Annotated in this window: 10 protein-coding genes and 1 pseudogene; 10 read left to right on the forward strand and 1 reads right to left on the reverse strand. The window is 71.5% G+C overall.

The window, feature by feature from the left end; translation table 11 throughout:
- The first annotated feature begins 41 nt into the window (after nt 1-41).
- The 9 genes and pseudogenes from P696_RS48630 (at nt 42) to P696_RS59125 (ending at nt 11,017) form a co-directional block, all read left to right on the forward strand.
- Nucleotides 42-1,235, forward strand: a complete 1,194-nt coding sequence (locus P696_RS48630; protein WP_051468269.1) for an MFS transporter — start codon at nt 42-44, stop codon at nt 1,233-1,235.
- A 28-nt stretch (nt 1,236-1,263) separates the two neighbouring features.
- The gene (locus tag P696_RS0127965) at nt 1,264-4,413 is read left to right on the forward strand and encodes an AfsR/SARP family transcriptional regulator (protein ID WP_026414910.1); all 3,150 of its coding nucleotides are present in this window, start codon (nt 1,264-1,266) and stop codon (nt 4,411-4,413) included.
- 143 nt (nt 4,414-4,556) lie between these two features.
- On the forward strand, nt 4,557-6,140 hold the full coding sequence (locus P696_RS48635) for an MFS transporter (RefSeq protein ID WP_051468270.1): 1,584 nt from the start codon (nt 4,557-4,559) through the stop codon (nt 6,138-6,140).
- A 107-nt stretch (nt 6,141-6,247) separates the two neighbouring features.
- The gene (locus P696_RS0127975) at nt 6,248-7,153 is read left to right on the forward strand and encodes an SPFH domain-containing protein (protein WP_026414911.1); all 906 of its coding nucleotides are present in this window, start codon (nt 6,248-6,250) and stop codon (nt 7,151-7,153) included.
- Between the two features lie 3 nt (nt 7,154-7,156).
- A pseudogene (locus P696_RS48640) lies at nt 7,157-7,405 on the forward strand (type II toxin-antitoxin system antitoxin); the annotation flags it as partial.
- A 164-nt stretch (nt 7,406-7,569) separates the two neighbouring features.
- On the forward strand, nt 7,570-8,202 hold the full coding sequence (locus P696_RS0127985) for a GOLPH3/VPS74 family protein (RefSeq protein ID WP_026414912.1): 633 nt from the start codon (nt 7,570-7,572) through the stop codon (nt 8,200-8,202).
- 327 nt (nt 8,203-8,529) lie between these two features.
- The gene (locus P696_RS0127990; RefSeq protein ID WP_026414913.1) at nt 8,530-9,207 is read left to right on the forward strand and encodes a lysophospholipid acyltransferase family protein; all 678 of its coding nucleotides are present in this window, start codon (nt 8,530-8,532) and stop codon (nt 9,205-9,207) included.
- Between the two features lie 127 nt (nt 9,208-9,334).
- The gene (locus P696_RS0127995) at nt 9,335-9,931 is read left to right on the forward strand and encodes a 3'-5' exonuclease (RefSeq protein ID WP_026414914.1); all 597 of its coding nucleotides are present in this window, start codon (nt 9,335-9,337) and stop codon (nt 9,929-9,931) included.
- A 150-nt stretch (nt 9,932-10,081) separates the two neighbouring features.
- Nucleotides 10,082-11,017 (forward strand): ATP-binding protein, encoded by a 936-nt coding sequence (locus tag P696_RS59125; RefSeq protein WP_157429966.1) that lies wholly within the window; start codon nt 10,082-10,084, stop codon nt 11,015-11,017.
- 166 nt (nt 11,018-11,183) lie between these two features.
- On the opposite strand, the gene P696_RS48645 is transcribed toward P696_RS59125, so the two are convergent.
- Nucleotides 11,184-12,641 (reverse strand): MFS transporter, encoded by a 1,458-nt coding sequence (locus P696_RS48645; RefSeq protein WP_034487332.1) that lies wholly within the window; start codon nt 12,639-12,641, stop codon nt 11,184-11,186.
- 1,087 nt (nt 12,642-13,728) lie between these two features.
- Between P696_RS48645 and P696_RS0128010 the strand changes: the two genes are divergently transcribed.
- The gene (locus tag P696_RS0128010) at nt 13,729-14,274 is read left to right on the forward strand and encodes a TetR/AcrR family transcriptional regulator (protein WP_170026599.1); all 546 of its coding nucleotides are present in this window, start codon (nt 13,729-13,731) and stop codon (nt 14,272-14,274) included.
- Nucleotides 14,275-14,351: the final 77 nt, after the last annotated feature.

Raw genomic sequence — 14,351 nt, forward strand, 5'->3', positions numbered from 1 at the left:
CCTTGACTCTCACATAGGTGTGAAAGTCTACCGTGCGGCACATGAGCAGGCTCTTTGTGTTGCTCGCGGCTTTGGGCGCGAGCGTTTTCGTGGTGGGGACGTCGGAGTACCTCGTGGCGGGGTTGTTGCCGCAGGTGGCCTCTGACCTGGGAGTTTCGGTGGCGGTGGCCGGGCAGTCGGTGACGGCCTACGCGCTCGGAGTCGTTGTGGGCGGGCCGTTGGTGACCGCGGCGACGGTCCGGATGCCGCGGCGGATGCTGGCGGTGGGGCTGCTGGTGGTGTTCGCGGTGGGGAACGCGTTGTGCGCGGTCGCGCCGTCCTATGGGGTCCTGATCTTGGGGCGGGTGGTGGCGTCGCTGAGCCACGCCGCGTTCCTGACCTTGGCGTTGATGCTGACCACCAAGGTCGTGCGGCCCGAGCGGGTCGGGTCGGCGATCGCGGGGGTGGCGGCCGGTTTCTCGGTGGCGACCCTGCTGGGGGTTCCGGTCGGGGTCCTGGTCGGCGAGAGCGCCGGGTGGCGGACGCCGTTCGCGCTGATCGCGGGGTTGGCGCTGGTCATGGCGGTGGTGTTGGGGATTCTGCTGCCGGAGGGCGAGAGGAGCGAGACGCGGGTCCGGGACGAGGTGCGGACCGTGGTGTCGCGGCCGGTTCTGCTGGTGGTGGCCACGACCGCGGTCGGGATGGCGGCGGTGTCGAGCGTGTTCACCTACCTCGCGCCTTCGCTGCGGGACGTCGCGGGGTTCGGGGCGGCGGCCGTTTCCGGCCTGCTGGTCGTGTACGGCCTTGGCAGCCTGGTGGGCGGGCTGGCGGCTGGACGGTTCGCTGACCGGTCGCTGGAGCTGACGTTGCGTCTGACGTTCGCCGGGCTGGCCATCGTGCTCGTGGTGGTGGCGTTGGCCATGCCCTGGAAGGTCGGCGCGGTTGTGGGCGTGTTGGCGTTCGGGTTGTTGGCCTCGGCTACAACGCCGACCTTGCAGAGCCTTCTGCTTAGGCACGCTGGTAGTGCGCCCACGCTGGCGATCTCGGTGAATGTGGCGGCGTTCAATATCGGGATCGCAGTGGGATCCGTGGTCGGCGGGCTCGTCGTCTCGGATATTGGGACGCGTTGGACTGGGATGGCGGGGGCGGTGCTGAGCCTCGCTGGGCTTGGGCTGTCCTATCTGGTGCTCCCTCGGCCTCGGGTTCAGTCGCTGGATGTGGAACGGGCGGTGCCCAGGGTTGAGGTCTCGCCGTAGCACGCGTCCGATACGGGAGACTTGTCGTATGGAGTTCGGTGTGCTGGGACCGGTCGAGGCGCGGCTCGGCGAGGAGAGCGTGGCGGTAGGCGGGCCTCGTGTGCGCGCGCTCCTGGCCATGCTGGCGCTTTCCGCCGGACGGGTGGTGACGACCGAACACCTGATCGACGGGCTGTACGGCGAGGACGCGCCGGCCGGGGCGGTCAACGCGCTGCAGTCGCAGGTTTCGCGGCTGCGGCGCGGGCTCCGGGACGCGTCGCTGGTCGAGGGGCATCCGGCCGGATACCGGCTGAATGCCCCTGACGCGCAGGTGGACGCGTTGCGGTTCGCCGAGCTGGCCCGGGACGGACGGCGCGCGCTCGGCAGCGGCGAGGCGGCCTGGGCCGTCGAGCTGCTGGAGGAGGCGCTCGGCCTGTGGCGCGGGCCCGCTCTGGCGGACGTCCGGGACTCGCCTTTCGCCGAAGGGCAGGCAGCGCGGCTGGAGGAGGCGCGCGTCGCGGCCGTCGAGGACCTGGCCGAGGCTCAGGTCACGGCCGGTATGCCGGGAGCGGCGGTTGAGCGGCTTCGGCAGGTGGTCGAGGCGTATCCGCTTCGCGAGCGCGCGCGAGGTCTCCTCATGCGCGCGCTGTACGGGACCGGACGGCAGGCCGAGGCACTGGAGGTCTACGAGAACGCGCGGCAGGTTCTGGCCGAGGAGCTGGGGGCCGATCCGTCCGGCGAGCTGGCCGACCTTCATGTGGCGATCCTGCGCGGCGATCTCGAAAAGCCCGCTCCGCGTACGGAGCGTATTGAGACCGTCGAGGTCGAGCTCGCTCCGGCCCGAAGGACGATCCCTTCGCAGCTGACCAGCTTCGTAGGCAGAGACGATGAGCTGCGCCGCGTCGGGGAAATGCTGGCGAACGGACGGCTCGTGACGTTGCTTGGGCCGGGTGGCGCTGGCAAGACGCGGCTGGCGGTGGAGGCCGCTAAGCGTCAGGACGGCGAGGTCTGTTTCGTCGAGTTGGCCACAGCGGGTGCCACAGAGGAAGTGGCTCCGGCGCTCGTCGGGGCGCTCGGTATGCGGCGGGACGACCAGGTCTCCGATCCCGTCGAGCGGCTGGTGGCGGGGCTTGCGGGACGGCGCGTCCTGCTCGTCCTGGATAACTGCGAGCAGGTTGTGGAGGAGGCGGCGCGGCTGGCGCATCTGCTCCTGACGTCCTGCCCGGAGTTGCGCGTGCTGACGACCAGTCGTGAGGCGCTCGGTGTGACCGGCGAGATGCTGTGTCCCATTCCGCCCTTGCCGTTGCCGCCCCAGGACGCGGGCGCGCATGAGGCGGCGGAGTTCGCGGCGGTGCGGCTGTTCGCGGAGCGGGCGGAGGCGGTCCGTCCCGGTTTCGTGGTGGACGAGGAGAACGCGGGGGACGTCCGGCGGATCTGCGCCGCGCTGGACGGCCTGCCGCTGGCGATCGAGCTGGCGGCGGCGCGGCTGCGGTCGCTGCCGGTCACCGAGGTCGCGGCGCGACTGGACGACCGGTTCCGGCTCCTGTCGCGTGGGAATCGGGCCGCCGCGCCCCGGCACCAGACGCTCCGTGCCGTCGTCGGATGGAGCTGGGACCTGCTGGACGACGACGAACGCACCCTCGCGCGGCGGCTGTCGGTCTTCTCCGGCGGCTGGACGCGGGAGGCGGCGGAGGCGGTCTGCGGCGTCCCCGACGCGGAGTGGCCGCTCGAGGGGCTCGCGGAGAAGTCGCTGGTCAGGACGTCCGACGGCGTGCGGTTCCAGATGCTCGAGACGATCCGGGCGTTCTGCGCCGAACGACTGGACGAGGCCGGGGAGACCTCCGACGTCCGGGCCGCGCACGTCCGGTACTTCCTCGACCTGGCCGAACGCACCGACACCGAGCTGCGCGGGCACGACCAGCTGGAGTGGCTGGCGCGGCTGACCGACGAGCACGGCAACCTGCACGCGGCCCTGCGGCACACGGTCCGGAACGACCGCCCGAGCGCGATGCGGCTGGTCGCGGCGCTGTCCTGGTACTGGTGGCTGCGCGGCCGGGTGGACTCCGCGCCCCTCATCGGCGAGCTGCTGGACCAGATCGGCGCGGACGTCCCGTCCAACGCGGAGGAGGAGCTGGACGAGGAGTACGTCCTGTGCGTCGCCAACGCGGTGACGGCCGGGGCGTCCGGCCCGCGCGCGGCGGTCTGGCTGGAACGCGCGGACGCGCTCGTGCACGGCATCCGCCGACGGCTGCGGCGGCCCTCGCTGATGGTCCTGTGGGCGCTGACCGCGGGCCCCGATCCGGACGACCTCCCCGCGTACGCCGACTGGATCGGGGACGAGCCGTGGACGCGGGCGCTGATCAGGATGAGCGACGGGTACATGCTGCAGTTCCGCGGCGAACTGGTCGAGGCGGAGGCCGCCTGCGCGGAGGCCGTCGAGGGCTTCCGCGCGCTCGGCGACCGCTGGGGCGTCGCGAACTCCCTGGACCCGCAGGCGCACATCGCCGACCGGCTCGGCGACCGCGAGCGGGCGTTGCACCTGCTCAACGAGGCGCTGACCCTGACCCGGGACCTGCACGCGCTCGAGGACACCTCCGATCTGCTGTCCCGGCGCGGCGAGGTGCACGTCCACGGCGGCGACCTCGTGGCCGCGCGCGCGGACCTGGAGGCCGCGCGCGAGCTGAGCCTGCGGGCGGGCACCCCGGACAAGACCGCCGCCGCCTACGTCGGCCTCGGCCGGGTGGCCCGCCTGAACGGCGAGACGGCGGAGGCGCGGCGGCTGCTCGAGACGGCGCTCACCGGATTCGCGTCCGAGCGCTTCCTCGCCATCGCCACCCAGGCCGCCGCGAAGTCCGGCCTAGGCTGGATCGCCGCGAGCGAGGGCGACCTCGTGCGCGCGCGAGAACTGCATCGCGAGGGTTTGTCCCTGTCGTTCGAGCATCCGATCTTCATGCGTCGGGCGGAGGCCGCGCTCGGTCTGGCGGGCGTCGCCCTCGCCGAGGGGGACGCCGAGCGTGCGGCGTTGCTGGTGGGGGCGTCCAAGTCGCTGGCGGGCATCCTGCCGGATGGTGACCCCGACCTGAACCGCGTCGAGACCGGCATCCGCGCGTCCATCGGGGACGAGGCGTTCGAGAAGCTCCGTGAGCGAGGCGCGGCCCTCTCCCCCGAGGACGCCAAGGCGACCGCCTTGGCCGACTAGCCTGAGCCGGCCCTCCACGCACCGACACCGGGGCGGATGGGCTTTCGGCAGCGCACCGGAGGCGAACCGGCCCTTGGCGGCGCACCGGTGGCGGTGCGCGGTTGGTGCGAGGGCGGTGCGGACCGTGGCGGAGAGTCCGGGCCATGGAAATCACCAATGCTCGTAAGTGGAGCACATTCGCGGTCTGCGCCCTGGTGGCGCTCGTGCCGAACGTGGACCTGACGGCACTGAACCAGGCGGTGCCGAAGCTGTCGGCGGATCTGGACCCGTCGGCCACCCAGATCCTCTGGATCGCGGACGCCTACGGGTTCGCGCTGTCCGGACTGCTCATCACGATGGGCGTCCTCGGGGACCGGCTCGGGCACAGGCGGGTGCTCCTGAGCGGGGTCGCGGTGTTCGCCGCCGCGTCCGCCGCCACCGCGTACGCTCCGTCCGCCGAGTGGCTCGTCGCGGCCCGGGCGGTGCTGGGAGCGGCCGGGGCGACGCTGATGCCGTCGGGGCTGTCGCTGGTGCGGCGCGTGTTCGTCCAGCCGAAGGAGCGGACGATGGCGGTCGGCATGTTCATGGGCGTCGGCGGCCTGGCGGTCGGGCTCGGGCCGCTGCTCGGCGGCGCGCTGCTGAACCACTTCTGGTGGGGCTCGGTGTTCCTGATCAACGTGCCGGTGATGCTGGTGGCGCTGGTCCTCGGCCTGCTGGTGCTGCCGGAGTCGCGGAACCCGAGCCCGGGACGCCTGGACCTGCCGAGCGTCCCGCTGTCGGTGATCGGCGTCCTCGGCCCGGTGTACGCGATCAAGGAGGCGGCCGCGCACGGGATCGCGCACGTCCGGATCGGCGTCGCGCTGGCCGTCGGGCTGGTGGCCCTGGTGTGGTTCGTCCGGCGTCAGCTGACCGTCGCCCACCCGCTGATCGACATGGCGCTGTTCCGCCGGGCGGCCTTCACGGGGGCCATCGTGACGAACATGTTCGCGATGTTCGCCCTGGTCGCGCAGTCCCTGATCTTCTCGATCTTCTTCCAGATGGTGTACGGATGGTCGCCGCTGCGGTCCGGGCTCGCCGGGCTGCCCGGCGCGGTCGCCGCGATGGTCGGCGGCGCGGCGCTGGCCCCGCCGCTGATCAACGCGATCGGACGCGCCCGGACGGTGGCCGCCGGGCTCGCGATCGCCGCGGCCGCCTACGCCTCGTTCACGCTGGTGGACGCGGGGACGGCCTACTGGACGCTGGTGCTGCCGATCGCGATGTCCGGGATCGGGATGGGCATGGCGCTGACGGTCACGGGCGACACCGTCCTCGCGTCCGTGCCGAAGGACCGGTCGGGCGCGGCGTCCGCGATCTCCGAGACGGCGACCGAGCTGGGCGGGGCGCTCGGGATGGCGATCCTGGGCAGCGTCCTGACCGCGGTGTACCGCGACCGGATCAGCGTCCCGGACGGGCTGTCCGCTCCCGCCGAGCACGCCGTCCGCGACTCGCTGCCCGCCGCGCTGCGGGCCGTGGCCTCGCTCCCGCCGCGGCTCGGCGCGCAGGTCACCGGCCTGGCGCGGGACGCCTACACCGACGGCATGCACGCCGCCCTGGTGTGCAGCGCCGGGTTCGCGGCGCTGGTGGCGGCGACCGCGCTGGTAACGCTCCGGTCCGTCCCGAAGGTCATCGAGGACGACACGGACGGCGAGGCTTCGGGCGGCGCGGAGGGTGGCGCGGACGGCGAGGCTGCGTTCGAGGCGGCCCGCTGACCTGGCGAGTTCGCCACGTTCGGCCCGCTTCGGCGGGCCGTCGGCCTTCCTCTCCTTGGAAAAGTGATATCACTTTGCTAGATTGATGCCATAGCCAAGGAGGCGTGATGGGAACAGCACAGGTGGAGATGCCGCGGCCGAAGGTCGCCGAGCGTCCGGCACGCGACGTGAACGGATGGCCGATGGCGGGGCTGGCCCTGCTGGTGATCCTGGCCGGGGTCGCCGTCTTCGGCGTCGGCGTCGGAACGCAGGGCGCGGCGTCGGTGGTCGCCGCCGTCGCCGGAGTCCTGCTCTTCCTCGCGGGCCTCGTGCTCGCGGCGGGCCTGACGGCGGTCGCGCCGGGCGAGGCACGGGTCCTGCAGCTGCTCGGCCGCTACAGCGGGACGGTCCGCGACGACGGACTGCGCTGGGTGAACCCGATCACCGCGCGCCGCCGGGTGTCCACCCGGATCCGCAACCACGAGACGGGCCTCGCGAAGGTCAACGACCTGGACGGCAACCCCATCGACATCTCGGCGGTCGTCGTCTGGCAGGTCGAGGACACCGCGCGCGCCGTGTTCGAGGTGGACGACTTCGTCGAGTTCATCGCGTTCCAGACCGAGGCGGCCGTCCGGCACATCGCGGGCTCCTTCCCCTACGACGCGTCCGACCGGACCTCGCTGCGGGAGAACGCCGACGAGATCACCGCACAGCTGTCGCAGGAGATCGCCCAGCGGGTGGCGTCCGCCGGTGTGAAGATCGTCGAATCCCGGATCACCCGGCTCGCGTACGCGCCGGAGATCGCCCAGGCGATGCTGCGGCGTCAGCAGGCGGGCGCGGTCGTCGCGGCCCGGCAGCGGATCGTGGACGGCGCGGTCGGCATGGTCCAGCAGGCGCTGACCAAGCTCGACGAGGAGCACGTGGTCGAGCTGGACGAGGAGCGCAAGGCCGCGATGGTCAGCAACCTGCTGGTCGTGCTCTGCGCCGACCGCGACGCCCAGCCGGTCGTGAACACCGGCTCGCTCTACCAGTAAGCCGTGGCCACCGAGCGCAAGAAGATCCTGCTGCGGCTCGATCCCGCCGTGCACGACGCGCTGACGCGGTGGGCCGGGGACGAGTTGCGCAGCACCAACGCCCAGATCGAGTTCCTGCTCCGGCGCGCGCTCGCGGACGCGGGACGGATGCCGAAGGACGCGGGCCGGATGCGGAGGCCGGGCCGTCCGGCCAAGACCGACGAGGCCGGCGCTGAGACCGGCGCTGAGACCGGCGCTGAGACCGGTGGTGAGGCCGGGAGTGAACCGGGCAGTGAGGCCGGTGGTGAACCCGGCGGTGAGGATGCCGCCGGGACGGCCGGGGAACCCCCCGGGGACCCGGCCGGAGAGTAGAGCCGGAGCGTTCGGCCGGGGAGCCGAGCGGGAGCTTCCGGCCGGAGAGTGGAGGTCGAGTCACGATGGTCCAGATCCCCGAGACCCTGCCCCAGCGGATGTTCCTGCTGGCCTACGACACGCGGAAGCGACGCCTGACGATGCGCGGCGAGCGGCTCGGGTTCGTCCTGCGGGCCGCCGCGCTCACCGAGCTCTACCTGGACGGACGGCTCGGCGAGGAACGCGGCAAGCCCTCCGCCGGGACACCCGGACCGGACCCGTACGGGGTGGCCGCGCAGATCGGCGCCTCCCGTCCGCGGCCCTGGCAGCACTGGGTGCGCAAGGACGCGCGGGCGATGGTCCGGACCGTCCGGGATGAGCTGGAGAGCGGCGGCTGGATTCGGCTGCGTCCGCGCCGCGTCCTGTTGTTCTTCCCCGGCACCGAGATCGAGGTCCGCGACCCGCGCGTGCTGAAGACGCTGTCGGGCGGCGCGCGGTCGGCGCTGCGTGGACGTCCGGTCGCGCACGTCAACAGCCTGGACGCGGCGGCGGTGGCGCTGGCGGCGGCAGGCGAGGTCCGAGCGGTCGTCTCCAGGTCCGAGAACCGTCGCAACCGTGCCCGAATCGCCGAGCTGACGGCCCGTACCGGGCCCGCGGCCTCGGGGCTCCGCAAGGCCGTCCGCCAGCAGCACGCCGCCATGGCCAGCACCGGCGGCTGAAGCCAGCAGCAACGCGCGCGGCCGACATGTGCGGCCGACGCGGGCGGCCAACGCGAGCGGCCGACGCGGGCGCGGGCAACCGCTGAAGCGGCGCGGGGAGCTGGAGCGGGCGCGCAGGGGGCATTCAGCGCACGTGGAGCGTTCACGGGGGGCAACGAGTCGGTACGCATAGCCGAGGCATGCGTGCCGACTCGCTCTGGATGCGACTACCGGGCGTTCTGCCCATGAGACGTCCGAGCAAGTGTCGTAGCCTACAAAAACACGCCCCTTCGACTTGTATCGCCACGACAGGGCAGGCATTTGCGGGCACAACCTAGCGTTTTGGGCATGGACCCCGAACGCCTCGTCTACCCCCTCGCGAAGTACGTTCTCCTCGGGCCCGCCCTGCGGGTCGCGTTCCGGCCTCAGGTGTCGGGGTTGCACCATGTGCCACGGTCCGGACCGGTGATCCTGGCGGCCAACCACCTGGCGGTCTGGGACTCGCTCGTCCTGCCCCTGGTCGTCCCGCGGCAGGTGTTCTTCCTGGGCAAGCACGAGTACTTCACGAGGCCGGGCAGGCTCGGCCGGGCACAGGCGGCGTGCTTCCGCGGCGTCGGGGCGATCGCCGTCGACCGCGCTGGCGGACGAGCGGCGGTGGCGGCGATGGACGCGTCGGCGGACGTCCTGCGCCGCGGCGAGGCGTTCGCGCTCCATCCCGAGGGCACCCGCTCCCCCGACGGACGCCTGTACCGGGGTCACACCGGGGTCGGGCGGCTCACGCTGCGGACGGGCGCGCCGGTGATCCCGGTCGGCATCGTCGGCACCGACCGCGTGCAGCCACGCGGTCAGGCCCTCCCGAGACCGGGCCGGGTCGAGGTCCGGTTCGGCGAGCCACTGGAGTTCACCGGCAGGGAACGGAACCGCGAGGACGTCCGGCACGCGACCGACCAGGTCATGCAGGCGATCCAGAAGCTCTCCGGACAGGAGTACGTCGGCTCCTACGCGCCGATGCCCTGGCGCGACTGAGCCGCCGCGCCGACAAGGTGGCACGACCAGCATGACGAAGTCGGCGCGACTGGATCCATGCGGCGGCGCGGCCTGGTGGCGGATAAATCGGTCGCGGACGACATAGGCCGCCGTTACGGTGCCGCGCATGGAGGATTTCGGACGCTTCTTGAATGTGGTCGACGTCGAGGCCACCTGCTGGGAGGGCCGTCGGCCGAAAGACCAGGTCAACGAGATCATCGAAGTCGGCCTCTGCGTGGTGGACCTCCGCGCGCGCACGCGGGTTGAGAAGCACCGCATCCTCGTCCGTCCCGAACGTTCGCGCGTGAGCGAGTTCTGCACCGAGCTGACCGGCCTCACACAGGACGAGGTCGACACCGGCGTCTCCTTCCCCGAGGCGTGCGCGCTGCTGGAGCGCGAGCACTTCGCTCACACGCGCGCGTGGACGAGCTGGGGCGACTACGACCGGAAACAGTTCGAGCGGCAGACAGCGTCGGTCGGCGTCCGCTATCCGTTCGGACGACGCCATGTGAACGTGAAGACCCTGTGGTCGGAGGCGCATCGCCTACCGCAGAAGCTCGGCATGGCGGGCGCGCTCAAGCACGCCAAGCTGCCCCTGGAAGGACGGCACCACAGTGGTGCCGACGACGCCTGGAACATCGCCGCACTGGTGCTCCGCCTGGTCGAACGCGGTGACTGGCCCACCGGACCGCGTCCTGGCGCCCCCGCTCCGCGTTCGTCCTGACGTCCGTTCCGGAGTGGCGATCCCCCACGCCGCGCTCTCGTGGTGGGACGGTATGGCTGTGTGGACGCTGCGACAGGTTTGGGATCTGCGGACAGGGCAGGCCCATAACAACCGATACGTCCAGCAGACGTGCGGGAGGCGTTGAGGGGCGTGGAGATCAATCTCGAACTGCGTTTGCCCAGGGACACCACGAGCGTCCCCGCGGCGCGGCGGCTGTTCGACTCGTCGCTGGCCGCGCTCGGGGTGGACGAGTCGATCCGCGGCGACATCGAACTGATGCTGACCGAGGCGTGCACCAACGTGATCCGGCACGCGCGCGCAGGCGACGACTACACCGTGCGCGCGACCATCGTGGACGAGCGGTGCGTGATCCGGGTGATCGACTCCGGGCGGGGCGTGGACCAGCGGATCGCCGAGGCGGCCGGGAAGCCGGCGTCGCACACCGCCGAGTCGGGGCGCGGCCTGCAGATCATGCGCGTGCTGGCCGACGACATGCGCTTCCACACCTTCCCCGATCGAGGCTCCCTTGTGGCGCTGGAGAAACACCTCAGCTACCGGGAGGGCAGCTTCGGCAGCCGGTTGTCCGAAGCGGACTGGTCCACGGAGAACGGATCCATCGGGGCTTCCAACGGGTGTTCGGACGGGCCGCTGGGGGCTCGTGAGCTGCCGAGCGTGGACGAGATCGACCCCGAACTCCAGGAGTTCGCCACCCGCCTGTTCACCATGGCCCGGACGGGACGGACCGACGACCTCGTCCCGTACCTCAAGGCCGGAGTGCCCCCGAACCTCAGCAACGAGAAGGGCGACACGCTGCTGATGCTCGCCGCTTACCACGGGCACGCCGACACCGTCCGCGCGTTGGTCGAGCACGGCGCCGACCCCGAGCGCGCGAACGACCGGGGCCAGCGTCCTCTGCCTGGGGCCGTGTTCAAGAAGGAGCCGACCGTCGTGCGCGCGCTTCTGGACGCGGGTGCCGATCCTTGGGCAGGCGACCCGTCCGCCGTGGAGACGGCGAAGACGTTCGGTCACAACGACTTGCTGGCCCTGTTCGAGAAGACCGGCGAGCGGCGCCCGGCAGAGTCCTGAGCCGTCGCCCCTGGGTTGAACTGTCGAACCCACCACTTTCTCTAGCGCCGACCAGGCGACACGAAGAGTTATCCACAGCTCACGCTCCGGCTTCCCCCTGGGTTCGGCGCTCGGCACGATGGAGGCACCGGCGCGTCCGAGGCGGGCGTCGCCGGTGCCGGTCCGATCAGGTGTCGGGCTGGTCCGACGGCCGTGCCGGGCGAAGGGTGGAGAAGGCGATGAGCGAGGCGACCAGGGCGAAGGCGGCTCCGGTGACGAACGTGCTGGAGAGGGCGTCGGCGGAGGCGGGCCCGGCGGAGTGTCCGGCGACCGCGCCGAAGACCGTCACCATGATGGACACGCCGAGGCTGGCCCCCGACCACAGGACGGTCTGGGCGACGCCGGCGGCGGCACCCGAGTCCTCCGGCGTCACGCTGGACAGGATGGTCGCCATCAGCGGCATCACGGTGAGACCGCCGCCCGCGCCGTAGAGCAGGAACGGGCCGAGCAGCCCGGTCGCGTAGCTCTGGTGCGCGTCGAGCGTGGTCAGCCAGAGCATGGCCGTGGCCACCAGGAGGGCTCCGGTCGTCACCAGCGCGCGTGCTCCGAACCGTCCGAGCAGGCCGGGCGCGAAGCGCAGCACCACGAACTGCGTGCCGACGATGGGCAGGAACGCAGCCCCGGCCTTCAGCGGCCCGTACCCCAGGTTCTGCTGGAAGTACTGCGTGAGGAAGAAGAAGCCGCCGAACATCCCGGCGACCATGACCGCCAGCCCGACGAAGGCCCCCGCGCGTCGCCGGTCGGTCAACAGCCTCAGCGGCACGAGCGGATGTGGCACCCGTGCCTCGACCAGCACGAAGGCGACGAAGAGCACGGCCGACGCGCCCAGTGCACCCAGCGCGAGGGCGTCATGCCAGCCGTCCGAGCCGGTGCGGATGAGCCCGTACACGAGCGCGGTCAGCCCGAAAGTGCCGGTCACCGCACCGGCGAAGTCGATCCCGACCTGACGACGCGTTGTCTCGGCGAGCACCCGGGGCGCCGCCACGGCGATGAGCACACCGATGGGAATGTTGATGAAGAAGACCAGCCTCCACGAGGACAGGTCCGTGAGCAGGCCGCCGAGCAGCATGCCCAGCGCGCCGCCCACCCCGGTCACGGCGGACGAGACACCGAGCGCGCGCACTCGGGCGACGCCGGTGAACAGCGTGGCGATCAACGCCATGGCGCTGGGCGCGGCGAGCGCCGCGCCGACGCCTTGGGCCGCGCGGGCACAGATCAGCACCTCGCCGCCCGACGCGACACCGCCGAGCAGCGAAGCCAGTGTGAACAGCACGATCCCGCCCGTGAACGCGCGGCGGCGGCCGATGATGTCGCCCGACCGTCCGCCGAGCAGCAGGAGCCCGCCGAACGCGAGCGTGTAGGCGTTCTGTACCCAGGCGAGACCGCCCGTGGACAGATCGAGCGCCCCACGGATGTCCGGCAAGGCGATGGTGACGACCGAGGTGTCGACCCCGACCATCAGCTGGCAGCCGACGATGACCGCGAGAACGAGTCCGGGATGACGGGGGGAATCAGGCGACGGGCGCGACGAGGAGAGCTCCGGGCTCATCTCGGCGTTCACCCGTCCGCCCGGAACAGTCGACAAGACGACCTCCGAGGGACCAGAATTTAAGGAACGGAAACGTTCACTATGCGCCGAACGTACCACCCACACCCGCCGAAGGGAACGCTCGCGTTCACTATTTCCCCACTCACCGATCCCCGACCCAACGTCCCCGCCCCCACCGCCCCCTCCCACGCCCACGCCCACGCCCACGCCCACGCCCACGAGGCACCCTCCAACAAGCAGCGCACCAAGACCCTGCGACCTGGCACTTTCGCGCGAAGCGCCCAACCCGCACGAAGCCCCTACCCATGCGGAGTAACGCGCCTATGTGAAGACCCACCCGCGGAGCCCCATCCGTGCAAAGCGACGATTCCACGCGGACCGACGCGTCCACGCGGAGCGACACGTCCACGCGGAGCGACACGTCCACGCGGAGCACCCGCCCACGGAGCCCCAACCGTGCGGAGCGACGTCCATGCGAAGACACGTCCATGCGGAGTGGCACGTCCATGCGGAGTGGCGCGTACATGCGGAGACAGGCCATGCGAATTGACACGTCCATGCGGGGAGGCCCGGCCGAAGGGCGACTCGCTCGGGAGGAGCTGCCGTCTTGGACGGAGCCGCTCCGCTGGGGCGGAGCGATATAGCTGGCGAAGCGGCATGCTGGGCGGTGTGACTCGCCGGGAGGGCGGGCCTTTCACGCGGAGCCGGTGCCTACGCGGCGCAGCTGGGTGGCCAGCACAAAACCGGGGCCTGCACGACGGCGGTGCCGACCTCGGTCAGTGGATACGCGTTCGGCGATCAGGGGCGGGGACGATGTTCTCCACCTACAGGCCCTTCTAGCCCTGCGTGACGTCGAAGGAGACCCGCTTAAGGCGCTGAGCAACCTGCCCGGCGAGGTGGCTCGTCCGGGAGGAGCCGCGCGGCTGGGGGATGCTGAGCGGGGTGGCTTGATTGGGAAGGGGTGGGTCGGTTGAGCGGGGTCGGGCGGGTCAGTGGGGTTGGGCTGTTGGGTGGGGTGGGGTTGTTGGGGAGAATGGGGGTCCGGGCGTGTGAGGGGTGACCTGGGTTGGGTTTGTGGGGAGGTGGGGGTTTGAGCATGTCTACGCGGCGGCGTGGGGAGGAGTTGGAGAGTGCGATTCTCAACGCCGCCCTCGATCAGCTGGCGGAGGTCGGGTATCTGCGGCTGACCATGGAGGGGGTCGCGGCTGCCGCGCAGACGGGGAAGGCCGCGCTCTATCGCCGCTGGCCGGGGAAGGAGGAGCTGATCGCGGACGCGCTCGAGCACGTCCTGCCGGTGCCCGCTGACATGCCCGTACACGACAACATCCGTGACGACCTCATGGAGTTGATGGGCTGCTATCAGCGCATCGTGGACGTCAGCCGGGGGACGGCCTTCCAGGTCCTCAAGCAGGACGGGGAGCAGTCCAAGGACCTGATGCGCGACGTCGTCCGGGAGCGGGTGGTCAATCCGCTCAGGCGGCAACTGCTCGCGGCCCTGGAGCGTGGGGTGGAGCGTGGCGACGTCCGTGCGTCCGCCGCCACGTCCACGTGCGCCGAGATCGGTCCCGCGATGGTGATGTACCGCTGCACGATCGACGCGGAGAGTCTCACCGACGACTTCCTGACCGAGCTCGTCGACAACGTTCTGCTCCCTGCCGTCAGGGCCTGACGCGGACTGCGGGGCCCGGGCGCGGGCCCTGTGGGCGATGGCGTCTCGGCAAGCCGGTGGGGTGGGGCACGTCCGGC

It is taken from the genome of Actinomadura oligospora ATCC 43269 (genome assembly GCF_000518265.1).
In the GTDB taxonomy this organism is placed as follows: Bacteria; Actinomycetota; Actinomycetes; order Streptosporangiales; family Streptosporangiaceae; genus Spirillospora; species Spirillospora oligospora.